Here is a 24889-nt window from a genome sequence, read left to right as displayed (position 1 = left end):
AATTCGGCGATACCGCATGCGTTGAGTGTCACCCCCGTCGAATTCATGCTTTGATTTTACCGCCGAATGGACATGCTAGGAACCCGAAATGTCCAATATCCCTTAACCTTTCACCTTCACGATTACGAATTGACTTCTGCCGCAGCGATAACAACCTCAGCGAAAACAGTTTTGGCGACAACCAAATTCCCGCCATTGCTGGCCAGCACAGCAGCCGCCTCGGCAACGCTCGCGCTCCCCACGGCGAGCGCGACCCGCTCCGACGGATTGGGTACGGAAACGGCCTCCAACTCCGTTGGCGTGAATCCCACCAGCCCAACGCCCAACCGGTCGGCGGCGGCTCTGATCCCGGGCTCTCCGATTCGCCGATCGACGGTCGCCAAGCAGCGAATCGTCCTGTCACCGACCGTGTTTCGTATGGCGGCGAGGATGGCGTCGGCGGTCGTTCCGGGACGTAGTCCGATCGCGACAGCCAATTCAGGCCGGGGCATGGCTCCGTGTGAACTCAGCAGCGGCGGTGACGAATCGGCCGACGGCCGCCGGATTCCCGGCGGGGTGGGTGTGCAGGTAGGACGCGTGGACGCGATGCACTGCCGCACCCTCGCGGACGGTCTCCCCGGAGGGAGCGCGCCAGGCCCAGGCCGGGGCGCCCGATCCGGGGGTGACCAGGCGGGTGCGGTGGAATTCGTGGCCGCGCACGCGTTCGCCCACGCTCCAGAGCGGAGAATCGGTGAGCGCCACCGCATCCCGGTAGCCGAGGGTGAGGCGCGGGCCGAATTCGGCTTCGGCGTCGATGACCCCGGCCATGCGGTGGCCGTCCAGGGTCCGGGTCAGGTAGAGCAGGCCCGCGCATTCGGCGTGGACCGGTAGGCCGCGGCCGGCCTGGTCGGCGATGGTGGCGAGCAGGCCGGTGTTGGCGGCGAGTTCGGCGGCGTGCTCTTCGGGGAAACCGCCCGGAAGGACCAGTCCGGCTGTACCGGAGGGCAATTCGTCGCGCAGCGGGTCGAAGACTCGCACCTGGGCACCCGCCGCCGCCAGCAGCTCGCGATGTTCGGCGTATCCGAAGGTGAAGGCCGGTCCGCCCGCCATCGCCACCACCGGCCCGGATTCCGCCGCCGTCACCTCGGTGGCGGGATCCCAGTCCCGTCCCGGTGCGCTCGACACGGCCAAGGCGGCCACCGCCGCGAGATCGATATGTGCCGCAACGAGATCCGTCATGGCGTCCACGGCGGCCTGGGCGGCCGAGCCGTGTTCCACCGCCGGAATCAGGCCGAGATGCCGTGACGGCACCGCCAATTCGGCCAGCCGCGGTAGTGCGCCCAGTACCGGCAGCCCGACGCGGGCGCAGGCCGCGCGCAGGACCTGCTCGTGGCGTTCGCTGCCGACCCGGTTGAGAATCACTCCGCCGAGCCGGATTCCGCTGTCGTAGGTCGCGAATCCGTGCAGCAGGGCCGCCAGACTCTGGCTGTGCCCGCGCGCGTCGACCACCAGGATGACCGGCGCGCCCAGCATGGCGGCGATCTGGGCGGTCGAGCCCTCGGCGATGGGTTCGGTGTGGTGTTCGTCGATGCGTCCGTCGAACAGGCCCATGACGCCCTCGACGACCGCCAGATCGCAGCCCTGGCTCCCGTGCCGGTACAACGGCACCACGCGGTCGGACCCGACCAGTACCGGGTCCAGGTTCCGCCCCGGCCGCCCGGCCGCCAGCCCGTGATATCCCGGGTCGATGTAGTCCGGGCCCACCTTGAACGGCGCGACCCGGTGCCCGGCCCGGCGCAGTGCCCCGATCAATCCGGTGGCGACGGTGGTCTTCCCGCTCCCCGACGCGGGCGCGGCGATGACGACCGCGGGCGTGTTCACCATTCGATGCCGCGCTGGCCCTTGCGGCCCGCGTCCATCGGATGCTTCACCTTGGTCATCTCGGTGACCAGGTCCGCGGCCTCGATCAGCGCCTGCGGTGCGTCGCGGCCGGTGATCACCACGTGCTGGTTGCCCGGCCGGTTGCGCAGCGTCTCGACGACCTCGTCCACGTCGACCCAGCCCCACTTCAGCGGGTAGGTGAACTCGTCCAGCACATAGAACCGATGCTGCTCGGCCTCCAGGCGGCGGCGAATCTCCTGCCACCCCGCCAGCGCCGCGGCCGCATGGTCCTCATCGGACCCCTGCTTCCGCGTCCACGACCAGCCCTCGCCCATCTTGTGCCATTCCACGGCCCCGCCGACCCCGGTCTCGTCGTGCAGCTTCCCGAGCGTCCGGAACGCGGCCTCCTCCCCCACCTTCCACTTCGCGCTCTTCACGAACTGGAACACCGCGACATCGAACCCCTGATTCCAGGCCCGCAACGCCATCCCGAACGCCGCCGTCGACTTCCCCTTCCCGGGCCCGGTGTGCACCGCGAGCACGGGCAGATTCCGACGCTGCCGCGTCGTCAGCCCGTCATCCGGAATGCTCTCCGGCAGCGGCACACCCTTCGGCATCGTCTCCAGCTCCTTCCACACCAACCAGTCCGAGGATTCACGGTGCCATACACACTCGGCGCGCCGATCCGCGCCCCGGTCCGGCACGACGGCCGACCACCGGTTGCCGTCAGGCGGCGCGGGTGGCGCGGACGATGCCGGCGACGGAATCGCCGGTGAGGGCGGTCAATTGGAGGTATCCGGCGCGGAGAGCGGTGGCTATGTCGCGGGCGAGGTTCAGGCGGATCATGCCGCGTTCGCAGTCGATGACCATGGCGGTGACGGCGTCGTTGGCGAGCATGCGGGCGGCGGTTCGGGCGCGCGGGAGCGGGTCGGCGCCGCCGGTGGCCCGGCCGTCGGTGAGGAGGACGAGGAGGGGGCGGCGGTGGGGGTCTCGGGTGCGTTCGCGGCGGATGAGGTCGCGGGCCTTCAGGAGGCCTTGGGCGAGTGGGGTTTTGCCGCCGGTGCGGAGGTCGGCGAGGCGGCGGACGGCGATGTCGACCGACGAGGTGGGTGGGAGGACCAGCTCCGCGTCCTGGCCGCGCATGGTGATGACAGCGACCTTGTCGCGGCGCTGGTAGGCGTCGCGGAGCAGCGCCACCACCGCGTTCGTGACGGCGGCGAGGCGGTCGCGGGCGGCCATGGAGCCGGAGGTGTCGACGACGAAGACGACCAGGTTGCCTTCGCGGCCTTCGCGATACGCGCCGCGCAGGTCGCCGGGGGCGAAGGCGAGCGGGCCCGACAGGCGGCCGCGCTCGAACTGGCGCGGGGCCGCGGCGAAGATGGTGCCCAGCAGATGCAGGCCGGTGGAGGTGTCGTCGGTGGCGCGCACCACGCGGCCCTGCCGGGTGCGGGCCCGGGAGCGGCGGCCGGGCGCGCCCTCGCCGACGCCGGGGACCTCCCAGCGCGGGGGCTTGGGCAGGGTCGCGGTGGGGGCGGCGACCCGGCCCTCGCGGCCGGGACGGCCGGCCGAGTCGTTCCGGTCACGCCGATCGCCGTCGTCCGGGCGCGGGTCATCCGGTGGATTCTGGCCTCCCCCAGGGAAATCCGGGCCACGCTCCGGGAGATCGAGTCCATTGTCCGAATCCGGGCCGCCATCGTGCGAGTCCGGGTCGGCGCCAGGTGAATTGGCGTGATCCGGGTTCAGGCCGGAGTCCTCGGCCCCGTCCGCCGGATCCTGCGGTCCCGCACCGTTGTTCGGCGGGACCGCTTCACCTTTTCCCAGGCTGTCGTCCTCCTCGGCGCCGGCCGCTTCCTCGGCCGCGTTCCGCATGGCGTCATCGAGTTGCTCCTCGCTGATCCCGGGTTCGTCGAAGGGATCGCGGCGACGGCGGTGCGGCAGCGCCAGTTCGGCGGCCACGCGGACGTCGGCCTCGGTGACCGCGGTTGCTCCGCGCCAGGCCGCATGGGCCGTCGCGGTGCGCGCCACCACCAGGTCGGCGCGCATGCCGTCGACATCGAAGCTCGCGCACAGGGCGGCGATGCGGCGCAGCTCGACATTGCCGAGACCGACGTCGGCGAGCCGGTCGCGGGCGGTCAGAATGCGTTCGGCCACTTCACGATCCGCGGCGGCATAGCGGCCGGCGAAGGCGCCGGGATCCGCCTCGTAGTCCAGGCGGCGGCGGACGACAGCCATCCGCACATCCACATCGCGGGAGGCGACCACGTCCACGGTGAGCCCGAACCGGTCCAGCAGCTGCGGCCGCAGCTCACCTTCCTCCGGATTCATGGTGCCCACCAGGACGAATCGCGCCGGATGCGTATGCGAGACACCGTCGCGCTCGATGTGCACCCGCCCCATGGCGGCCGCGTCGAGCAGCACATCCACCAGATGGTCGTGCAGTAGGTTCACTTCGTCGACGTAGAGCACGCCGTGATGCGCGGCGGCCAGCAGCCCCGGCTTGAACGCCTGCTCCCCGTCCCGCAGCACCCGCTCCAGATCCAGCGACCCGACCACCCGGTCCTCGGTGGCGCCCACCGGCAGCTCCACCAGCCGCGCGGGCCGCGCCCCGGACTCGTCCACCACCGGCGGCAGCAATTGCGCCAGCGCCCGCACCACGGTCGACTTCGCGGTCCCCTTCTCCCCGCGCACCAGCACCCCGCCGATCCCCGGATGCACCGCGCACAGAATCAGCGCCAGCTGCAACCGCTCCTGCCCCACCACCGCGGAGAACGGAAACCCGGCCTCGTCACCGGCCGCACGAACACTCTCGGAGTAAGCCACAGGAGAAACGGACACGCCCACAACTCTAAGCGGGCCACCGTCCCCCACCTCCGCCGCCCCACACGCACCGATCCGCCCGATTGCGCACCGGCACGGCGGATGACGGGCGATTCCCCACATCGCCACGCTGTCGAGTCTCCAGCGGCCCCTCTCCACTGCGGCGCCAGGTCGTCCATCGGCGAGCGACAACCCACGAATCGGCACCGGCGTGCCTCCGGGCCGCCCGCCGGCGTGAAACAGCCGCGCCCGCTGTGGGTTTCACAGCGGGCGCGGGGTTGTTCGGTCGGTGCGGGGTCAGCCGCGGCGCATCGGGATGTGCGGGATGCCGTCTTCGATGTACTCCTCGCCGTCGGGCTTGAAGCCGTGCTTGGTGTACATGTCGAGCAGGTAGGTCTGCGCGTTCAGGCGGACGGTCGCCGAGCCCGCCTCGGCCAGGGCGGCCTGCAGCAGGCGGGTGGTGTAGCCGTGGCCGCGAGCCTCGGGGGTGGTGCAGAGGCGGCCGATGCGGAAGGACTTCACGCCCTCCTCGTGCTCCTCCATGAGGCGCAGGGTGCAGATGACCTCGCCCTCATCGTCGAGCCAGAAGTGCCGGGTTTCCGGCAGCAGGTCGAACCCGTCCAGTTCCGGATACGCGCACTTCTGCTCGACGACGAACACTTCGACGCGAAGTTTCAACAGCTTGTACAGCGTCGCGGTGTCCAGGTCTTGGGACCACGACCGTTTGAGAGCAACCGTTGACATCATCGCGTCTTGCTATCACATCTAGGCGTGAGAAGCGACACCGACGGTCTCGGGCGTGTTGTCCGAATCCACCGAATCCAGCTGCAGGGCCTTGGTGGACCAGTCCCAGACCTCGCGGTACAGGGCCTGGTTCTCGGAGAGCTTGACGCCCAGCGACGGCACCATTTCCTTGAGTTTCGGCTCCCACGTGGAGAATTCGCGCGGGAAGCACTTCTTCATGACATCCAGCATGGCGCTCACACAGGTGGACGCGCCCGGTGACGCGCCGAGCAGACCGGCGATGGTGCCGTCCTCGGCCGCGACGACCGCGGTGCCCAGCTCCAGCACCCCGCCGATGCCCTTGCGGCGGATCATCTGCACACGCTGACCGGCGACGATCAGCTCCCAGTCGCTGCCGTCGGCGCGCGGGATGAATTCCTCCATGGCGCCGATGCGGCCGTTCTGCGACTTGAGCAGCTCGGAGACCAGGTAGTTGACCAGGCCCATCTCGGTGACGCCCACGCCCAGCATGGAGAACAGGTTGTTCGGCTTGACCGACTTGATGAGGTCGGTCAGCTTGCCGTCCTTGAGGAACTTCGGCGTCCAGCCGGCATAGGGGCCGAACAGCAGGCCCTTCTCACCGTTGATGACGCGAGTGTCCAAGTGCGGCACCGACATCGGCGGCGCGCCGACCGACGCCTGGCCGTACACCTTGGCCTCGTGCTGGGCGATCAGCTCCGGGTTGGTGCAGCGCAGGAACAGGCCCGACACCGGGAAACCGCCGAAGCCGCGGATCTCCTTGATGCCCGACTTCTGCAGCAGCGGCAACGCGCCGCCGCCGGCACCCACGAACACGAACTTGGCGTTGAGGACGCGCACCTTGTTGCTGCGCAGGTTGCGCACCTTGACCAGCCAGGAGCCGTCGGACTGCTTGGTCAGGTTCAGCACGTCGTGGCCGAATGCGATGTCCGCGCCGGACGCGCCCAGGTAGGCCAGCAGTTCCTTGGTGAGCTCACCGAAGTCGATATCGGTGCCGGAGTCGGTCCAGTTCAGGGCGACCGGGTCGGAGAAGTCACGGCCCTTGGCCATCAGGGGTAGCCGGCGGCCGAATTCGGCTGCGTCGTCGATGAATTCCATGCCCTCGAACAGCGGGTGCTTGGACAGCGCCTCGTGGCGCTTGCGCAGGTACTCCACGCCGTCCGCGCCGTGCGTGAAGCTCACATGCGGGATGGGGTTGATGAAGTTCGACGGGTTGGCCAGCACGCCGTTCTCGACCGAGTAGGACCAGAACTGGCGCGAGACCTGGAAGCGCTCGTTGATGTCGATGGCCTTGGTGATCTCCACCGAACCGTCGGCGTTCTGCGGCGTGTAGTTCAGCTCACACAGGGCGGAGTGGCCCGTGCCGGCGTTGTTCCACGGGTCGCTGCTCTCGGCGGCCGCGGCTTCCAGGCGCTCGAAGATGGTGATCGACCAGTCCGGCTGCACCTGTCGAAGCAAGGCACCGAGGGTGGCACTCATGATGCCGGCACCGATGAGTACTACATCGGTCTTTTCAATCGTGGCAGCGTTCGACACGGCGTTGATCGACTTCCTTGTCATTTGGGGTCACCAGGTGGGGGTTAGGTTACCCGTCGTTCACTTGGACTCAATTCTGCCCCTGACCATTCCCGAATCCCGCTTCGAAATCCCTGAATGTGAGAGATCCCTCCCAAATGGACATCGTTGTGTCGCGGTCTATGTTGGGCGTGTGACCTCCGAAACGTCATCCACCACGTCGTTGACCACCGCCTGGCAGCCCGATGTGCTGGGTGCCGACTACCAGCAGCTGACAATCCCGATGGGTCCGGATCCGGACGGTGAGGGCGACGCGGTCGCCACCCTGGTCCGTTATGCCCCGGCCGACGCCCCGGTCGCCACCCGGGCCGTGCTGTACGTGCACGGGTTCACCGACTACTTCTTCCAGGAGCACCTGGCCCAGCATCTGGCCGCCCAGGGCTATGCCTTCTATGCGCTGGACCTGCGCAAATGCGGACGCTCACAGCGGGCCGGGCAGACCCCGCACTACGTGAGCGACCTGGCGCTCTACGACGTGGAACTGAACCGGTCACTGCAGGTCATCCGCGAGGAGACCGAGCTGCCGGTGCTGATCATGGCGCACTCCACCGGCGGCCTGGTGACCTCGCTGTGGCTGAACCGGCTGGAGGCGACCGGTGGCGTTCGCGCACAGGGCATTACCGGACTGGTGCTCAACAGCCCGTGGTTCGACCTGCAGGGTCCCGGCTACTACCGCTCGGTGGGCACGCCGCTGCTGGAGGGCCTGGGCCGGTTGCGCGCCTTCGCCAAGCTGCCGCTGGGCGTGGCCACCACCTACGGCGACAGCCTGCACCACACCCAGGCCGGTGAGTGGGACTACAACCTGGACTGGAAACCGTTGAGCGGCTACCCCGTTCACGCGGGCTGGCTGCGCGCCATCCGGCGCGGGCACCTGCGGCTGCACAAGGGCCTCGAGATCGGGGTGCCCGCACTGATCCTGCGCTCGAAGGTCACCAAGTTCATGCGCAAGTACGGGCCCGCCGCCGACGTGTCGGATGTGGTGCTGGATGTGCGGCAGATCCAGCGCTGGTCGGGCTGCCTGGGCGAGCGCACCAATATCGTGCCGATCGAGGGTGCGCGGCACGACGTGTTCCTGTCGTCGGAGACGCCGCGCACCCAGGCGTTCAGAGAACTGGATTCCTGGCTGAGGTGGCTGGCCGACTCACCAGAAGCTGGTGCGTAGCACCACTTCGGTGGCCAGCTCGTGGCCCGCTTCGGCGGCCACATCGGTGACATCCATGGGGACCAGCCGGAATTCGCCGTAGACGAACCGGCTGGAACCCTCGGCCACCGGGCGCGGCAGGCGCTTGGTGGCCAGCAGCGTGGTGGGGATCTCCACCGGCGGGCAGGAAGGGTCCTTGACGGCGCCGTCCGCGCCCGGCGCGGCCGGGTGACCGCCGCCGGCCACGATGAGGCTCATGAAGCGGCCGAAGCCGCGGGCGGCCAGCTGCCAGGCCAGGTCCGCGCCCGCGCCGCTGCCGACCAGGTTGGCCCACGGGACCTTCAGCTGGTCGAGGATGGCGAAAACGGTGGTGGCGTCGAGACCGTCGATCGATTCGATCGCGATGGTGTGCAGGTCCGAGGTCTGCAAGCGTGCACAGACCTGGTCGTAAATGTCGGCCGGATCGCCCGCATCGGGTAGCAGCAGGACGTGGTGCCGGGTTTCGGGTCCGCCGACTCGCACCGCCCACTCGCGGTCACCGACCGTGATCCGCCGAGATTCCATGTTCGATCACGCTACAGGAGCGCCGGAGGGGCCGAACGCGAGTCGGGCGGATTATTGTGACGGCGGTCACTTCTCAACGGTCAGAACCGGGAGATCCGCGGCCGCGCCAGCGGTGATGAGCTGGTCGAGGGCGTCCTGGTCGAGGTGCTTCTCCATCAGGTCGGCCAGCAGATCCAGCTGGGCGGAGCGCACCTCGGCGACCGAAACAGTTTCGGAGACAACGAAATCGGTGCGGCCCGCCCGCGCGGCGACCACACGCAGCCAGGCGCGGCGGAACTCGTCCGATTCCAAGGCTCCGTGCAGATGGGTGCCCCAGATCGCCTCGCGCACACTGCCTTCGCGAGCGCCGTCGAGTTCGAACCACGGGTCGTCACCCTGCCGGGTGACGCGGCCGTGGTGGATCTCATAGCCGTGCACCGGGAGATCGCTGTCACGGCCCGGCACACCATGATTCGGGACACGGCCGCTGGAACGGCGCAGCACCTTGGGGTCGGCGAATTCGATCTCCAGGTCCAGCAGGCCCAGGCCGGGGACGGTGCCGGCCGCGGATTCGATCGGGTCGACGATGGTGCGGGCCAGCATCTGGTAGCCGCCGCAGATGCCGAGAATGGGCGCACCCGCGGCCGCGCGAGCGATGAGAGCGTCGGCGATTCCGGTGCGGCGCAACCACTCCAGATCGCTCACGGTGGATTTACTGCCCGGCACGACCACCAGATCGGCTCCGGCCAGCCGGGACGGGTCGCTCACCCAGCGCACGGCGACGCCCGGTTCACAGGCCAGGGCCTCGACATCGGTGGAGTTGGAGATGCGCGGCAGCCGGATGGCGGCCACGGTCAGCCAGTCCCCACCCAGCGGCGGCCGGGAGCGGCCCACCGGTGCGTCCGCGACGGTGCCCAGAGAGTCCTCGGCATCGATCCAGAGGTCCTCGGCGAAGGGGATGACGCCGAGCGTGGGGCGGCCGGTGAGCTCGGTGAGCTGATCCAGCCCGGGCCGCAGCAGGTCCACGTCGCCGCGGAACTTGTTGATGACGAACCCGGAAATCAGATGCTGGTCTTCGGGTTCCAGGATCGCGACGGTCCCGAACAGGTGCGCCAGCACACCCCCGCGATCGATGTCCCCGACCAGCAGCACCGGCAGATCCGCGGCCCGTGCCAATCCCATGTTCGCCAGATCCGTTGCCCGCAGGTTGATCTCGGCGGGCGATCCCGCGCCCTCACAGATCACCACATCGAATTCGGCTCGCAGCGAAGCCAATTCCTCGGCGACGATGGCGCGCAACTGCTGCCGATGGCGGAAGTAGTCCTTCGCTCCGACGGTATCGACGGCGCTACCCCGCACCACGAGCTGCGAGCGCCGGTCACTCCCCGGCTTCAACAGCACCGGGTTGAACCGCACGCTGGGCTCCAGCCCGCACGCCCGGGCCTGCAGCGCCTGCGCCCGGCCGATCTCCCCACCGTCCAGGGTGACGACGGAGTTGTTCGACATGTTCTGCGCCTTGAACGGTGCGACCCGCACCCCGCGCCGTGCCAGCATGCGGCAGAGCCCCGCCACCACAACGCTCTTTCCCGCGTCGGAGGTGGTGCCCGCCACCAGAAGTGCGCCCTTCACTCCGGCCATCCGACGCTCTTCCGGTAGACGAGGGCGAGGATGACGTCGCCGGACACCTTCCGCGCTACCGGCTGTGCGGGCGGGCGGCAAAACCCAGCCACCACAACGCTTTTCCTGACGGCGCCTGCGACCGGCAGCGCACCCGTCACCGCGGGCTGTTCCCCGCTCGCGCACCGCTGGTGTAGGCGTCCCGGCTGCTGTAGGAGTCTCGGCTGCTACTCGTGTAGGCGTCCCGGCTCGTGTAGACGTCGCGGCCGTCGTCAGCTTCGGCGTCCGCGCCGCTGGTCACTTCGACGTCGGGCTGCACGCCGGGGGCATCGTCCGTTTCCGGCAACTGTCGTCCCGCGGCGAGTTCGACGTGGCGTCGCATGGTGGCGCGGAGCGCGCCCAGGCCCTCGTCGCGGGGGTTGGGCGGGAGGACCCGCGAATTCTTCCGCCGCGGGCCGCGGGAGCCGATCGCCCGAGTTCTGGTACCCCGCTGGGGCATCGCGACCCTCACGGGAGCGTGAGGATCTCGGCGCCGTCATCGGTGACGACGAGGGTGTGCTCGAACTGGGCGGTCCACTTGCGGTCCTTGGTGACCACGGTCCAGCCGTCGTCCCAGATCTCGTAGTCGATCCCACCCAGGTTGATCATCGGCTCGATGGTGAAGGTCATGCCCGGCTCGATGACCGACTCCACCGAGGGCTGGTCGTAGTGCAGGATGACCAGGCCGGAGTGGAAGGTCGGCCCGACGCCGTGGCCGGTGAAGTCGCGGACCACGCCGTAGCCGAAGCGGTTGGCGTAGGCCTCGATGACGCGGCCGACGACATTGAGCGCGCGGCCGGGCTTGACGGCCTTGATGGCCCGCATGGTGGCTTCCTCGGTGCGCTCGACCAGCAGTCGCACCTCCTCGTCCACTTCACCGGCGAGGTAGGTCTTGTTGGTGTCGCCATGTACGCCGTCGATGTAAGCGGTGACGTCGATATTGACGATGTCGCCGTCCTCGATCACGGTCGAGTCCGGGATGCCGTGGCAGATGACCTCGTTCAGCGAGGTGCAGCAGGATTTGGGAAATCCCTTGTAGCCCAGGGTCGACGGGTAGGCGCCATGGTCGAGCATGTACTCGTGCGCGATCCGGTCCAGCTCGTCGGTGGTGACGCCGGGCGCGACGGCCTTGCCGGCCTCTTCCAGGGCCTGGGCCGCGATCTTGCCCGCGATCCGCATCTTCTCGATGGTCTCCGGGGTCTGCACCCAGGGTTCGTGCCCCTCCTTTACGGTCTTCTTCCAGACGTACTCGGGTCGCTCGATACTTTTCGGGACCTCGCGAATGGGCGACTGCGTGCCGGGAACGAGGGGCTTGCGGGTGCGCACAGACATGGGTACCAGACTATCTGCCGGTCCGGATCGTGGGATTCCGAGGTCCGGGGACGGGGAATTCTTCCGGACCGCGGTCCGTTTATCCTCTCAGTTGACTTGGAAACAAGACAGGAGAGGGGTTCCGGCCGTGGAACTGGGGCTGACAACATTCGCTGAAACGCATCCCGTCGGCGGGGACGGGCCGGTGCCGACCGCGGGCGAGCGGTTGCGGCAGGTGGTCGAGGAAGCCGTGGCCACCGAGCAGGCAGGGCTCGACGTGTACGGCGTCGGCGAGCATCACCGGAAGGACTTCGCCGCGTCCTCGCCGGCCGTCGTGCTGGCGGCCATCGCGTCACGCACCGAACGGATCCAGCTCACCAGCGCGGTGACCGTGCTGAGCTCCGCCGACCCGGTGCGCGCCTTCCAGGACTTCTCGACGCTGGACGGGATTTCGAACGGGCGGGCCGAATTGATGGCCGGGCGTGGGTCGTTCATCGAGTCGTTCCCGCTGTTCGGGTACGACCTCAGCGACTACGACGAGCTCTTCGAGGAGAAACTCGCGCTGCTGCTGAAGATCCGCGAGGAGGAGCCGGTCACCTGGTCCGGCAGGTTCCGCGCGCCGCTGACGGACGCGATCGTCTACCCGCGCACCGAGAATCGGCCGCTGCCGGTGTGGATCGCGGTGGGCGGAAGTCCTGAATCCGTCGTGCGCGCAGGGCTGTTGGGGCTGCCGCTGGCCATCGCCATCATCGGCGGACAGCCGGCGCGGTTCAAGCCGCTGGTGGATCTGTACCACCGGGCGCTGGAGGAAGGCGGGCATGAGCTGCGGCCGGTGGCGGTGCACGCGCACGGGTATGTCGCCGACACCGACAAGGAAGCCGTCGAGGACTTCTACGCGCCGTACGCGCGGGCCATGTCCGGGATCGGGCGCGAGCGCGGGTGGGGTCCGATGACCCGCCAGCAGTTCGACGCGCTGCGCTCGCAGAGCGGTTCGCTGTTCGTGGGCACGCCCGACCATGTCGCGGAGAAGATCGCCGATGTCCGTGACACCCTCGGGCTGGATCGATTCATGTTGCACAGCAGCGTCGGAACGCTGCCGCACGAAAAGGTCTTGCACAACATCGAATTGCTGGGCGCCAAGGTAGCTCCGCAGGTTCGCTGAGCCCCGGAATACCGACCGGGCAGTCAGCGAATTATGTTGGCGGATAGAATATTTCGCTCAGATCAACTAATCGTTCGCGCCGTCCCGATGACGGCGCGGACGTATGGTGGATAGGCAGCTGCACTTTACTCCCGCCCACCGGCAATCCCGGCGAGCAGGAGGCCGATACGCCTCGCGCACACCGATTTTCGCGCACGTATCAGTAATCGGTGAGTTTGGCCTGGAACGCGATGCGATCGCCGCGGTAGAGCGAGCGCACGCGTTCGATCGGCACGCCTTCACCGTCCACACTGCGGCGGTGCAACAGCAGCATCGGCAGGGCCGTCGTGCACTCCAGCAGGGCGGCCTCGCGCGGTGAGGCCAGCACGGTTTCGATGCGCTCGGTGGCGACCGCGTAGACCACGCCCATGCCGCGGGTGGCGGCGTACAACGAGGTTTCCGGGTTGTAGAACTCGCGCAACACGGCGAAGCGGTCCAGCGGCATCCAGGTGCTCTCCAGGCCGATGCGCTCGCCGTCGGCCAGCAGGATGCGCTCCAGATGCATGACCGGCCTGCCGGGTTCGAGCGCGAGGTCCTGGGCGGTGTCCGCGTCCGCCGGGATATCGGTCCATTCGACGAGCAGACGGCCCGGTTTGCGACCGAATTTGATCGCACCCTCGGTGTAGGAGCGCAGCGACAGGGGCTGCACCATCTTCGGGCGCGAGACCACCGTACCGCGGCCCTGACGGCGAATGCGTCCTTCCACCAAGAGTTCTCGCACCGCCTGACGCACGGTTTCACGGGCGACGCCGCAGCGCAGGGCCAGTTCGCGTTCCGAGGGCAGCGGGTCACCCTCGGAGAGTTCCGCAAGCAGCGCCTCGAGTTCCGCGCGCACGCGGTACGACTTCGGCAGGCGCGCATTCGACGCGGAATCGGTTCCGGCGCCGGGCATTTCGCCCAGCGTACGGCCTCGCTCCACCTGGCGTTCCACCCCGGCGGCCTCCCTCGTGTCCATGGCCCCAGCCTACACAAGATTGGTCTATACCAATTATTAACCTATCGTTTCCACACGAAACACTCGTAGGTCTAGACCATTGCTCAGGATGATTCCCATGCGATTGGTCATCATCGGCGGAGGGATCCTCGGTACCGCCCACGCTCTGGCCGCCATCCGGCGCGGCCACCACGTCGTCCACCTGGAACGCGAGGTCGAAGCCCGCGGCGCGACCGTACGCAACTTCGGTCTGGTGTGGGTATCGGGGCGCAGCGCACCCGAATTGGAGCTCACCCTGCGCTCGCGGCAGCTGTGGGAGGAGATCGGCGGCCGGGTCCCCGGCGTCGGCTTCCGCCCGGCCGGTTCCCTCACGCTGGTGCGCTCAGAGAACGAGCTCGCGGTGGCCGAGGCCGCCGCGGCCCACCCGTCGGCCGCCGAACGCGGCTTCGACCTGCTCGATGTCGACCGGGTGCGCGCGCTGAACCCTGCGCTGCGCGGCAAATTCCTTGCGGGCCTGCACTGTTCGACCGACGCCGCCGTGGAGTCCCGGCAGGCGCTGCCCGCCCTGCGGCGGTACATGGAGGCCAGCGAACGCTACGCCTTCTTCGCCGGCACCGAGGCCCGCGCCGTCACTGGCACCACCGTCATCGACGACCGCGGCCGCCGCCACGCGGGCGATCTGGTGCTGGTCTGCCCGGGCGCCGCGCACACCGGCCTGACCCGCGAACTGGTGGGTGACATTCCGGTGCGCCGGGTGCGGTTGCAGATGATGCAGACCGCTCCCCTGGGCGAACCGCTCACCACCGCCATCGCGGACGGCGACAGCTTCCGCTACTACCCGGCCTTCGCCGGCCCGGAGCTGGACCGGCTCAATCGCGAAGAGGCGCAGCCGTTCACGGCCGCCCAGCACAAGATGCAGCTGCTGGCCGTGCAGCGCCTGCACGGCGGGCTCACCGTCGGCGACACCCACGAGTACGACGAACCGTTCACCTTCGACGTGGACGAGGCCCCCTACGAGCACCTCACCGGCGTGATGGAGGAACTGCTGGGCCGCAAGCTGCCGCCGATCGTGCGGCGCTGGGCGGGCGTGTACAGCCAGTCCATCGATCCGGGCACCATCGTCACCCGCGCGCAGGCGTCCGACGGCGTCTGGGTCGTCACGGGCCCGGGCGGGCGCGGCATGACGCTGGGCCCCGCACTGGGCGAAGAGACCGCCGACCTTCTGAACCTGTAGAGGAATCACCATGTCCGACAAGCAGATCGAACTCGCGGTGCTCGATATGGCGGGCACCACCGTCGCCGACGACGGGCTGGTCGAGCGAGCGTTCGAGGCCGCCATCACCGCCGCGGGCCTGCCGGCCGAGGGCCCGGAGCGCGAGGCGGCCCGGAAATTCGTCCAGGACACCATGGGCCAGTCCAAGATCCGGTGCTTCCGCACCCTGCTCGGCGACGAGGACCGCGCCCAGCTGGCCAACCGCGCCTTCGAGGCCGCCTACGCGGAATTCGCCGAGGCGGGCGTGAACCCGATTCCCGGTGCCGCAGAGGCCATTTCGGCGCTGCGGGCGGCGGGCATCAAGGTGGCGCTGACCACCGGGTTCAGCCGCGAGACCCAGGACAAGCTGCTGAAAGCGCTGGGCTGGAACGACATCGCCGATCTGGCGCTGGTCCCCTCCGACGCCGGGCGCGGCCGCCCCTACCCCGACATGGTGCTCACCGCCGTGCTGCGGCTGGAGGCCGACGCCGTGGATCGTGTCGCGGTGCTGGGTGATACGTCCAGCGATATCGCCACCGGCCTGGCCGCGGGCGCGCGCATCGTCGCGGGCACGCTGACCGGCGCACACACCGAGGAGCAGCTGCGGGCCGCGGGAGCGACCCACGTGGTGCCGTCGGTCACCGAATTCGCGCAGTTGCTGCTGGCCGAGCGCGGCTAGAGAATTCCGCCGCCCGGGCGCGCCTCGCCCGGGCGGCGGAGTACCCCCTGTTCCTTCGACTCGACCGTCCCCTGAACTGAAAGTGCAGTCACCGTGCGTATTTCGAACAACCGCCTCGCACGCAACATCGCCCGCACCGCTCTCATCCTGACCTCGGCCACCGCGGTCGCCCTCAGCCTGACCGCCTGCGGCGGCACCGGCAGCGACTCGAAGGACGGCAAGACGGTCACCGTCTACTCCGTCGATGGCCTCGGCGACTGGTACAAGCCCGTCTTCGAGAAGTTCAAGGCGCAGACCGGCATCACGGTCAACGAGGTGGAGGCCGGCTCCGGCGAGGTCGTCAGCCGGGTGGAGAAGGAACAGTCCAACCCGCAGGCCGACCTGGTCGTCACCCTGCCGCCATTCATGCAGAAGGCCGACAAGTCCGGACTGCTGCAGGTCAGCGGCGTGGACACCGGCGCGGTCGCCGCCGCCGACAAGGACTCCGACGGCAAGTGGGTTTCCTTGGCGGGCAACTACCTGTGCTTCATCGCCAACCCGTCGGTCGACGCCGCCAAGCTGACCTGGGACGACCTGCTCAGGCCCGACTACAAGGGCAAGCTGCAGTACTCCACCCCCGGCCAGGCCGGTGACGGCACCGCGGTGCTGGTGCTGCTGCAGCAGCTCATGGGCAAGCAGGGCGCGCTCGACTACCTGGCCAAGCTGCAGGCCAACAATGTCGGCCCGTCCTCCTCCACCGGCAAGCTGCAGGCCAAGGTGGACAAGGGCGAGATCCTCATCGCCAACGGCGATGTGCAGATGAACCTGCAAAGTGTCAAGAGCGGCTCCAAGTTCAACGTCTTCTTCCCGGCGTCCGCCGACGGCAAGAAGTCGACCGTCTCGCTGCCCTACCTGATGGGCATGGCCAAGGGCGCGCCGCATTCGGACGCGGCCAAGAAGCTGATGGAGTTCCTGCTCTCGGCCGACGTGCAGAAGTCGCTGCCCGACACCTTCGCCATCCCGTCCCGCACGGATCTGGCGAGCGCCCCGGCCTCCGGCAACGGTCCGTCCCCGGCCTCGACCATCAAGGACGTGACCGTCCTGCACCCCGACTGGACCTCCGTGCTCGACAACCTCGACGCCGACGTGGCCGCCTACACCAAGGCCACCGGTAGCTAGAGCACGGCGTCAGTCCGATACCAGCCCAGGAGCCAGCAACCATGTCCTCCGCGTTGACGACATCCACGGTGGTCACCGACACCACCGCCGAACCGGCCATCGTGTTCGACCGGGTCGGGGTCACCTACGGCCGCGGCCGTAAATCCACTGTCGCACTGGCCGATTTCAACCTGCGGGTGGCCGCGGGGGAAACGGTCGCGCTCCTGGGGCCCAGCGGTTCCGGCAAGTCCACCGCGCTCAAGGCGCTGGCCGGGTTCGTCCGGCCCACCTCGGGCGCGGTGCGGCTGGCCGGCCGCGACGTCACCGACCTCTCCCCCGCCAGGCGCGGCATCGGAGTGGTGGTGCAGTCCTACGCACTGTTCCCGCACATGCGGGTGCACGACAATGTGGCCTTCGGGCTGAAGGCGCATCGCGTGCCGCGCAAAGAGATCGGGGCCCGGGTGACCGAGGCCTTGGACATGGTCGGCATGGGCGCCTATGCCAAGCGGCTGCCACGCGAGCTGTCCGGTGGGCAGCAGCAGCGCGTCGCCATCGCGCGGGCGCTCGCCATCCGACCCCGGGTGCTGCTGCTCGACGAGCCCCTTGCCGCGCTGGACGCCCAGCTGCGCCAGAACATGCTCGGCGAGCTGCAGCAGCTGCGAAAAGCCTTGCCGGACACGGCGATGCTGTACGTGACCCACGACCAGGCCGAGGCGCTGGCGCTCGCCGACCGCATCGCGGTCATGCGTGACGCGCGGCTGGTAGACATCGATACCGCGCACAAACTGTGGCAGCAGCCGGCCACCGAGTTCACCGCGTCCTTCCTAGGCGGCGCGAATCTGCTGGCCTGCGCGGTCGAACACGTCTCCGGCACCGCCGCACTGGTGACCGTCGGCGAGCACACGCTGCGCGCCGACGCGCCGCCGCCCGGTGTGGGACGCCCGGACTGGGCCCCGAATGCCGACGCCCAGCTGTGCGTCCGGCCGCACACCGTGCGCATCGTGCCGCTCACCGAACGAGATGCGCTGCGCGCCACCGTGATCACCAGCGTCTGGAAGGGCGCTTCGACCCGGCTGCACCTCGATGTGGCGGGCCTCCCCGCCGAGCTCACCGCGGATGTCCTGGGCCACACCGAGATCGCGCCCGGCGACCACATCGGCGTGCGCTTCCCCGACCCGGCCGGGGTGCTCATCCCGCCGGGCATCGGCACCGACTCCGCCGCCGACGGCGAGGTCCGCGCATGACCGCCTCCCCGACCCGTCGAGCTACGGGTGAATTCGCCTATGCCGCAGTGACATCGATCCCGCTGCGCGAGGAACGGCGGACGGTGTCGCGGCGGCGCGCGATGACCACCGACGAATGGTCCGAGCCGTTCGCCGGGTCGGCCGCGGCGCGGGACGGAGGGCCGTCGTGACCGCGCTGCTCGAATCCCCTTCCGCGGCAGAGGCTCCCGGGACACGCGAGCCGGGACGGTCGTGGCGGCCGGTGCTGTGGACACTGCCACCGGTGCTGACGGTGCTGCTGATCGCGGTGTATCCGATCGTGCGGGTGCTGCTGGAGTCGACCAAGACCAAGTCCGGGCGAGGGGTCGGGACCTGGTCGGCGGTGCTGGCCGAGGAGTCGTTCCGGAATGCGCTGACACGCACCGTGACCATCGCGGTCAGCTCGACCGTCGGCTGCCTGCTGCTGGGGACATTCCTGGCGATCGTGCTGGCATTCGTGCCGTTTCCGGGTTCGCAGCTGGTGGGTCGGCTCATCGACTCGGTGCTGACACTGCCGTCCTTCCTTGTGACACTGGCCTTCACGTTCCTGTACGGGACAGCGGGGGCGGTGAACGCGCTCATCAGCCAGATCACCGGTGGTACGCGGCCGGTGGTGAATTTCCTCAGCACGCCCTGGGGCGTGATCCTCGCCGAGGTCACCTTCTTCACGCCGTTCGTGGTGCGGCCGCTGCTGGCCGCGTTCGCGCAGCTGCCGCGCGAACAACTGGATGTGGCCTCCAGCCTGGGCGCCTCGCCGTGGCGGGTGCTGGCGCAGGTGGTGATGCCGGAGGCGTGGCCGGCGCTGGCGGCGGGCGGCAGCCTCACGCTGCTGTTGACCCTCAACGAATTCGGCATCGTGCTGTTCACCGGGGCCAAGGGTGTCATCACGCTGCCCGCGCTGATCTACACGCGCGGCATCGTCACCTTCGATCTGCCGGGGGCCGCGGTGCTGGCCTCGGTGCAGGTGCTGCTGTCGCTCGGCCTGTACCTCGGATACCGACTGCTGTTCGCGCGCCTCACCGGCGCGCGGAAGGAGAGCTGAGCCATGCTGGTGTGGACCAGGCGCGGGCGGGCCGCGGTGCTCGCCGTGTTCGGGGTCGTCGTCGCCGTGGTGTTCGTCGCGCCCATCGCGACCGTGGTGGCGGCGGCACTGGCCGGACGCTGGAACGGGCCGCTGCCCTCGCATCTGGGGTTCGCGAACTTCTCCCGGGCGCTGTCGGGCGAGGAGTCCGCGAGCCTGTCGGTGAGCCTGCAGACCGCGCTGCTGGCGGGACTGCTCTCGCTGGCGCTGGGCACCTGGGCGGCGCTGGCGTCGGTGGAGGCGCCCGGGTGGCTGCGGCGGATCACCGACGCGGTGTTCCACGTGCCGGTAGCGGTGCCGTCGGTGGCGATCGGCCTGGGCGTGCTCATCAGCTTCAACGAGCGGCCGCTGCTGCTTGGCGGGACCAAATGGATCGTGATCCTCGCGCATACGGTGCTCGTGCTGGCCTACGCCTTCAGCGGGGTCTCCGCGGCGCTGGACCGGCTCGACCCCGGCTACCGGCAGGCCGCCGAATCGCTCGGCGCCGGACCAGCGCGGGTCCTGTTCCGGATCACGCTGCCGCTGCTGCTGCCCGCTCTCGGCGCGGCGGCGGGGCTGGCCATCGCACTGTCCATGGGTGAGCTGGGGGCGACCATCATGGTCTACCCCGCGACCTGGAAAACCCTGCCGGTGGCCATCTTCGCGGCCACCGACCGCGGCGCGGTCTTCGATGCCGCGGCCAGCACCACGCTGCTGGTGCTGGTCACCCTCCTCGCCCTGGTGATCCTGGGCCGCTTGAAAGGTCGTGCGGCGCTGCGCTGACTGCCGGGTCAGCTTTCGGGTCGACCGCACCACACCGCTGACCGCGAATGAGGGGACGGTCAGCGGTGTCTTGCGTTTATTGCCGGGCGTGGCGGACAGTTGAACCGGTAGGCTCGCCGCGTTGTCGGAGTCGTTCGCGTTGTCGGAGTTTGTTGTCGGAGTTAACTGCTCGGGCGGGGGTAGTTCGATGGTGGTCGTCGCAGGGTTGTCCGGTGATTCCTATGACGTGGACAGCGAACCGTTCTATGCCGTGGGCAGCCGGTCGGTGCAGTATCTGTGCCGGGATCCGCGCGGGCAGCAGCGGCTCTACAAGCTGTACCGGACTCCGGTCACCGGTCCCGACGCCATCGAATCGGCCCGGCAGGCCATGCTCTCCGGGCGGCAGACCGTCCTGACCGCCGAGGCCGCGGGCGGATCCACCGGGGACGCCGCCGAGGCGGTGAACTGGCCGGTCGATCTGGTGCTGCACGAGGGGGTGCTGGCCGGGACCGTGCTGCCGTTGATTCCCATGGACTTCCTGCAGCCGGACGGGCGGCCGCGCACGCTCGATCAGCTGTGGGCCGCGCCCGGGCAGGTGGCGTCGTATTTCCGGACCGGACTGGCGATCCGGCTGAGCGATATCGTGCGGCTGCTCGAAGATCGGCAATTCGTGCACGGGGACCTGTCCGCCAAGAACGTGCTGTGGCAGCCGGCCGCGCCGCTGGCGTACCTCATCGACACCGCCGGGTTGACGCCGATCGACGCGGCCTACGACCGGTTCAAGGATCGGTACGACCTGGCGGTGCTGGTGTATCGGACGCTGCTGCCGGATGCCGGGGCGGTGAGGGCGCCCGGTGCGCCGTGGCAGCCGTCCGGGGTGCCCGCCGATCTCGATCCGCGGGTGCGGGCGCTGTTCGACCGGGCCTTCGGCAATGGCGGATTCGGGCCGGACGCCCGGCCCTCCGCGACGGAGTGGAGCGACACGCTGCGTGCGGTGTATCTGACGCCCGACGGCGCGAACTATGTACCCGAGGCGCTGGCGGTGCTGGATCGGCACGCCGGGCAGCCGGCCAGTACGCCCGCCACGCCGACGGTGGCGGTCGGCTCGCCGACCACCCCGGGCTCACCGACCGGTTGGTCCACACCGCAGCAGCCGGCGGCGTATCCGACTGCACCGCAGTCCAATTCGGCGAACACGGCGCTCAAGGCGATCCTCGGGGTCCTGCTGGTGGTGCTGGTCATCGCCATCGCGGTGGGCGCGGTGGTGCTCACCCGCAAGGACTCCAACAAGAACTCGGCCTCGGGCACCTCCACGACGACCACCACCACGACCACGACCGGCCCGCCGACCAGCACCACCGCGGGCTTCGACAAGAACACCCTCAACAAGCAGTCCACCGACAAGACCCCGTTCACCGCGGACGCCCTACTGCCGCAGAGCTTCACCGACAGCAAGGGCGTGGTGTTCACCCGTCGCTCCTTCGGCCCCAAGGACTGCGTCTCCAGCAACATGTCGCAGAACGTGAAGACGGCGCTGCAGAACAACAACTGCCAGCAGATGATGACCGGCGTCTACCTCGACGCGTCCGAGAAGATCCTGACCTCCATCGAGGTCTTCGCCTTCCCCTCCAACACCGAGGCCCAAACCCTCTACAACGGCCTCAAGGGCCAGGACCAGATCTGGGACGTCTGGTGCCCCACCCAGGGCGTCGGCTCCAGCGTCTGCCAGGCCAACACCGACACCCTCTTCAAGGCCACCTACTCCAGCTGGGGCAGCCAGGAATACCGCTACCTCTACGAGTCCTACTCCCTCTACATCAACCTCGCGGTCGACTCCTCCCTCGAACCCAACCTGGAGGCCCCCTCCCGCACCATCCTCAACCTGGTGGGCCCCGACAACTACTGGAAAACCCGCTGACCCCAACCCATTTCAATCGGTGAGCTCGGGATGCCCCGTGCGGCGTGCATGATCCGAACGGTCCGCTCGTCATCGTCGATCAGGTACCGGATGCGGCCACCGGCGGCGCGATGATCATCGGGGTGGGGACGACGGTGGCGTTCTCCGGAAACGGATGAGATCGACTGCGGCTGAATGTGTTTGGCCGTCCCCCGACAGCGCCGGGTCCGGACGACAAGAATTGGGCCGGTACCCGTTTGGCGGATACCGGCCCAACCTTCTCCGGGCGAGGGATCAACAAGACCCGAAGTTTCAGAGGCCGGCGGTGGCGGCCAGGAGGGTGCGGGAGTAGGTGGCGTCGGTGGCCTCGATCAGGCCCGCGGCCAGCAGGTAGGCGGCGGCCATGTCGAGGGCGGAGTGCCGCAGGGCGGTCAGGGCCTCGGTGAGCTGGCAGCCCTTGCGTTCGAAGCCGCGCCGGAGTTGGTGGGCGGAGTCGAAATCCCCGAAGCCGGTGAGGGTGTGAGTATCGTGGCTGCGCTCGATTTGCGGGTCCAGTGCGTCTGCGAACCGCAGGAAGTGTGCGGCGCAGGTGCGCGCCGCCCCCACCTCCAGGCGGAACGTGCCGTCCTGGGCCCGCCGATAGAGCTCGGTGGCCGCGCTCTCGCCCGTGTTCATGACGAACTCCCTCCCTCGTATTGTGAAATGCCGTATTACACCCGCACTTTTGTCAACCCGCCGCCATGTGAATGAAACATGGCGTGAATAAATACCGCACGGATGGTTTTTGAGCGCTCCGCGATTTATCCAGGGCGGGCGTGCCGCGCCAGTCGACCGCGCGGCACGCCGGGCGGGGCGCCCCGTTGCGCCCGCCGTCTCGGGCGGGCGACGTCCTACGGTTCGAGCGAGCTATTGTCCGATAGCACGACTCGGCTGACGTCACCGCTGACGATCAACGATTCGTTAGCAATACCTTAATTGTGTCAATGCATTTGGAATCATTGTTCTGGTAAACGGCGGCGGCCACCGGCCACGTCGATTACGAGATCAGTGTAGCCGTCCACCAGTTCGGCCAGATGGTACCAGTGTTTATGGGTGTTATCACTGGCTGCGCCCTCGTGATCGATCACCTGATTGGCCTTCACCCAGCTCCGGGCCATGCGGTCGACGACCGCGCCCAGGCTCTCGGTGTGCAGCGTGGCGCCGTTGCGGTGTTGCGGCAGTTCCTGTTCCACCCAATCGTTGATATCGTCAACGAGTTCGCTGCGGCGACAATCGATCTCGCTTACCATCATGGGATCCCGTACCTGGCCGCGACGTTCGTGTAGTTCGGCGAGGGCGTGCGCCGACCGTAGCAATACTCGATCTTGAAATCGCCTCCCCTGGAAGGCACAAAGCAATTGCGGAGCGGTCGGCAGGACGCCGGCTATCGACATGGTCATCGAGACTCCCTATACGCACCCGACAGCATCACTAATCGCACCAACATGATTGGTCTCCGGATTCAGCTATACCGGTCATCGGATCGGTTGTACACGAATAGGCTAGCTGGATCATGCTCTTACAAATGCAAGAACGCAATACTGCGTTCTAGCAAGTGCGACAAGGGAAAGGGTTGTCATGGCAGGCAAGCGCACCGTGCTAACCGTCCGTTTGCGGCGGCTCGCCGCGATGCTGCACGAGATGCGCGAGAACGCGCAGCTCAGCAAAGAAGTGGTCAGCGCCAAGACCGGCATCAACGTGACCACCCTCTACCGCATCGAAACCGCTCAGGCCAGACCCCAGCGCCGCACCCTGACGGCCATGTTGGACCTCTACGGCATCGGCGAGCCGCAACGTTCAGATGCCTTGCAGTTGCTGGTGGATGCGCTCCGCCCAGGCATGGCACGGTCTTTCGAGGACGCGGTGTCGGAGGTCTACGGCGCCTACATCAACTTCGAAGCCGAGGCGCTCTCGGCTCGGTTCTTCCAGTCCACCTATATCCCCGGCCTGCTGCAGACCGAGGCGTACGCGAACGCGGTCTACCAGACCACCATGCCCAAGATCTCGGATCAGGTTATCGAGCAACGCATCCGGGCGCGCCAGGAGCGGGCCAACGTACTCACCAAGGACGATCCGCTGGAGCTGTGGGTGGTGCTGGACGAGGCCGTCATCCGCCGGCTGGTGGGCGGCCCGGAGGTGATGTTCCAGCAGTTCACCCTGCTGCTGGAGCACACCGAGAAGCGCAATGTGATCCTGCAGATCCTGCCCTTCGAGGCCGGCGCGCACCCGGGCATGCTGGGCTCCTTCACGCTGCTGGACTTCCCGGACCCCGCGGACCCGGAGCTGGTCTACGTGGAGGGCATCGCCAGCGACGAGCTCATCGAGGGCCACCCGGAGGTGCGCCGGTACGGCGTCATGTTCGACCAGCTCAGGGCCATGGCGCTGAGCCCGCGCGACTCCATCACCATGATCTCTCAGACCATGGAGGATCTGGGCGGCTGATCCACCCACCCCAGGGTGGGTGGACCCGCACCCTCGGAGCGGATTCTGGCAACACTGAGGTCACTATCGGTCGCGACGCGCATCGGCGAGAGTGTATACATACTGAACGCCACCGCAGGCGCCCCTCCGAGAGGATGATGTTCGATGTGCAAGCCGGTCGATTCGCCCACCGCCACCGCGGAGACCGCCGCCGACTGCGAGCTGAACTACGCCGACCTGGATCGCTGGAGCAACCGTCTGGCGCGGATACTGCTACGCCTCGGAGCCCACCCCGGAGCCCACATCGTGATCGCGGAGACCCCGCAGCCGGAGGCTGCGGTATCCCGTCTGGCCATCATGAAGACCGGCGGGATCCCGGTGTCGCTCACCACCGAGACCGCGGTGGACCGCGCCGACTTCGGCATCACCACCAAGGCCGGCCGGGAGCTGGTCACCGATGCGAGCCGCTGGCTGGTACTGGACGATCGGTCCACGCTGGTGCACTACCTCACCGGCTCGGACGCCCCGCTCACCGAGGCGGAACTGAATCCGGCGCAGCAGATGGCGGCCTGAAGCACTG

Annotated in this window: 25 protein-coding genes; 12 read left to right on the top strand and 13 right to left on the bottom strand. The window is 68.4% G+C overall.

Annotation, left to right across the window (positions count from 1 at the left end):
* Positions 1–122: 122 nt before the first annotated feature.
* From ABZ909_RS11530 to mqo, 6 genes are all read right to left on the bottom strand, one after another.
* Entirely contained in the window at positions 123–491 is a 369-nt protein-coding gene (locus tag ABZ909_RS11530; protein WP_356997892.1) for a cobalamin biosynthesis protein, read from the bottom strand.
* Positions 478–1863 (bottom strand): cobyrinate a,c-diamide synthase, encoded by a 1386-nt coding sequence (locus ABZ909_RS11525; protein WP_356997890.1) that lies wholly within the window; start codon positions 1861–1863, stop codon positions 478–480. The genes ABZ909_RS11530 and ABZ909_RS11525 overlap by 14 nt, the downstream gene beginning before the upstream one ends.
* Positions 1857–2477: a cob(I)yrinic acid a,c-diamide adenosyltransferase gene (gene cobO, locus ABZ909_RS11520; protein WP_356997889.1), complete on the bottom strand. Its 621-nt coding sequence runs from the start codon at positions 2475–2477 to the stop codon at positions 1857–1859. Before cobO ends, ABZ909_RS11525 begins: the two co-directional genes overlap by 7 nt.
* A gap of 109 nt (positions 2478–2586) precedes the next feature.
* The gene (locus ABZ909_RS11515; protein ID WP_356997887.1) at positions 2587–4695 is read right to left on the bottom strand and encodes a magnesium chelatase subunit D family protein; all 2109 of its coding nucleotides are present in this window, start codon (positions 4693–4695) and stop codon (positions 2587–2589) included.
* Positions 4696–4974: 279 nt separating this feature from the next.
* Entirely contained in the window at positions 4975–5424 is a 450-nt protein-coding gene (locus ABZ909_RS11510) for a GNAT family N-acetyltransferase (protein WP_356997886.1), read from the bottom strand.
* Positions 5425–5442: 18 nt separating this feature from the next.
* A complete protein-coding gene (gene mqo / locus ABZ909_RS11505) occupies positions 5443–6999 on the bottom strand; it encodes a malate dehydrogenase (quinone) (protein ID WP_356997884.1) in 1557 nt (518 codons plus the stop codon).
* 238 nt (positions 7000–7237) lie between these two features.
* Between mqo and ABZ909_RS11500 the strand changes: the two genes are divergently transcribed.
* On the top strand, positions 7238–8176 hold the full coding sequence (locus ABZ909_RS11500) for an alpha/beta hydrolase (RefSeq protein WP_356997934.1): 939 nt from the start codon (positions 7238–7240) through the stop codon (positions 8174–8176).
* Here the strand turns inward: ABZ909_RS11500 and ABZ909_RS11495 are convergent.
* From ABZ909_RS11495 to map, 4 genes are all read right to left on the bottom strand, one after another.
* Positions 8156–8719, bottom strand: a complete 564-nt coding sequence (locus ABZ909_RS11495; RefSeq protein ID WP_356997882.1) for an alpha/beta hydrolase — start codon at positions 8717–8719, stop codon at positions 8156–8158. The two genes, ABZ909_RS11500 and ABZ909_RS11495, sit on opposite strands and share 21 nt — an antisense overlap.
* Positions 8720–8785: 66 nt before the next feature.
* Positions 8786–10336 carry a cobyric acid synthase gene (locus ABZ909_RS11490; RefSeq protein WP_356997880.1) on the bottom strand — a complete coding sequence of 517 codons (1551 nt, stop codon included), beginning with the start codon at positions 10334–10336 and terminating at the stop codon, positions 8786–8788.
* A gap of 136 nt (positions 10337–10472) precedes the next feature.
* Complete coding sequence (locus tag ABZ909_RS11485; protein WP_356997878.1) at positions 10473–10814, bottom strand: hypothetical protein; 342 nt, start codon at positions 10812–10814, stop codon at positions 10473–10475.
* An 8-nt stretch (positions 10815–10822) separates the two neighbouring features.
* Complete coding sequence (map, locus tag ABZ909_RS11480) at positions 10823–11686, bottom strand: type I methionyl aminopeptidase (protein ID WP_356997877.1); 864 nt, start codon at positions 11684–11686, stop codon at positions 10823–10825.
* A gap of 127 nt (positions 11687–11813) precedes the next feature.
* Between map and ABZ909_RS11475 the strand changes: the two genes are divergently transcribed.
* The gene (locus ABZ909_RS11475; protein WP_356997875.1) at positions 11814–12827 is read left to right on the top strand and encodes an LLM class flavin-dependent oxidoreductase; all 1014 of its coding nucleotides are present in this window, start codon (positions 11814–11816) and stop codon (positions 12825–12827) included.
* Between the two features lie 199 nt (positions 12828–13026).
* Here the strand turns inward: ABZ909_RS11475 and ABZ909_RS11470 are convergent, their stop codons facing one another.
* The gene (locus ABZ909_RS11470) at positions 13027–13758 is read right to left on the bottom strand and encodes a GntR family transcriptional regulator (RefSeq protein ID WP_356997933.1); all 732 of its coding nucleotides are present in this window, start codon (positions 13756–13758) and stop codon (positions 13027–13029) included.
* A gap of 160 nt (positions 13759–13918) precedes the next feature.
* On the opposite strand from ABZ909_RS11470, the gene ABZ909_RS11465 reads away from it, so the two are divergent.
* The 8 genes from ABZ909_RS11465 (at position 13919) to ABZ909_RS11430 (ending at position 21870) form a co-directional block, all read left to right on the top strand.
* Complete coding sequence (locus ABZ909_RS11465) at positions 13919–15034, top strand: TIGR03364 family FAD-dependent oxidoreductase (protein WP_356997873.1); 1116 nt, start codon at positions 13919–13921, stop codon at positions 15032–15034.
* Positions 15035–15044: 10 nt separating this feature from the next.
* A complete protein-coding gene (locus tag ABZ909_RS11460) occupies positions 15045–15731 on the top strand; it encodes a phosphonatase-like hydrolase (RefSeq protein WP_356997872.1) in 687 nt (228 codons plus the stop codon).
* Between the two features lie 93 nt (positions 15732–15824).
* A complete protein-coding gene (locus tag ABZ909_RS11455; protein WP_356997870.1) occupies positions 15825–16889 on the top strand; it encodes a 2-aminoethylphosphonate ABC transporter substrate-binding protein in 1065 nt (354 codons plus the stop codon).
* 41 nt (positions 16890–16930) lie between these two features.
* Positions 16931–18112 carry an ABC transporter ATP-binding protein gene (locus tag ABZ909_RS11450; protein ID WP_356997869.1) on the top strand — a complete coding sequence of 394 codons (1182 nt, stop codon included), beginning with the start codon at positions 16931–16933 and terminating at the stop codon, positions 18110–18112.
* A complete protein-coding gene (locus ABZ909_RS11445; RefSeq protein ID WP_356997867.1) occupies positions 18109–18282 on the top strand; it encodes a hypothetical protein in 174 nt (57 codons plus the stop codon). Before ABZ909_RS11450 ends, ABZ909_RS11445 begins: the two co-directional genes overlap by 4 nt.
* Positions 18279–19172 (top strand): 2-aminoethylphosphonate ABC transporter permease subunit, encoded by an 894-nt coding sequence (locus ABZ909_RS11440; RefSeq protein WP_356997866.1) that lies wholly within the window; start codon positions 18279–18281, stop codon positions 19170–19172. The genes ABZ909_RS11445 and ABZ909_RS11440 overlap by 4 nt, the downstream gene beginning before the upstream one ends.
* A gap of 3 nt (positions 19173–19175) precedes the next feature.
* The gene (locus tag ABZ909_RS11435; protein WP_356997865.1) at positions 19176–19973 is read left to right on the top strand and encodes an ABC transporter permease subunit; all 798 of its coding nucleotides are present in this window, start codon (positions 19176–19178) and stop codon (positions 19971–19973) included.
* Positions 19974–20160: 187 nt separating this feature from the next.
* Positions 20161–21870 (top strand): hypothetical protein, encoded by a 1710-nt coding sequence (locus ABZ909_RS11430; RefSeq protein ID WP_356997864.1) that lies wholly within the window; start codon positions 20161–20163, stop codon positions 21868–21870.
* 291 nt (positions 21871–22161) lie between these two features.
* On the opposite strand, the gene ABZ909_RS11425 is transcribed toward ABZ909_RS11430, so the two are convergent.
* Together ABZ909_RS11425 and ABZ909_RS11420 are read right to left on the bottom strand one after the other, a co-directional pair.
* Positions 22162–22524, bottom strand: a complete 363-nt coding sequence (locus ABZ909_RS11425) for a hypothetical protein (protein WP_356997863.1) — start codon at positions 22522–22524, stop codon at positions 22162–22164.
* A gap of 320 nt (positions 22525–22844) precedes the next feature.
* Positions 22845–23204, bottom strand: coding sequence for a DUF4254 domain-containing protein (locus tag ABZ909_RS11420; RefSeq protein WP_356997932.1), 360 nt, complete (start codon positions 23202–23204; stop codon positions 22845–22847).
* A 262-nt stretch (positions 23205–23466) separates the two neighbouring features.
* On the opposite strand from ABZ909_RS11420, the gene ABZ909_RS11415 reads away from it, so the two are divergent.
* Entirely contained in the window at positions 23467–24330 is an 864-nt protein-coding gene (locus ABZ909_RS11415; protein ID WP_356997861.1) for a helix-turn-helix transcriptional regulator, read from the top strand.
* A gap of 144 nt (positions 24331–24474) precedes the next feature.
* Positions 24475–24882 (top strand): AMP-binding protein, encoded by a 408-nt coding sequence (locus ABZ909_RS11410; protein WP_356997860.1) that lies wholly within the window; start codon positions 24475–24477, stop codon positions 24880–24882.
* Positions 24883–24889: the final 7 nt, after the last annotated feature.

Origin of the sequence: Nocardia sp. NPDC046763, from assembly GCF_040645495.1 — a bacterium.
Taxonomy (GTDB): Bacteria; Actinomycetota; Actinomycetes; order Mycobacteriales; family Mycobacteriaceae; genus Nocardia.
This window is presented reverse-complemented; position numbering and strand designations above follow the sequence as displayed.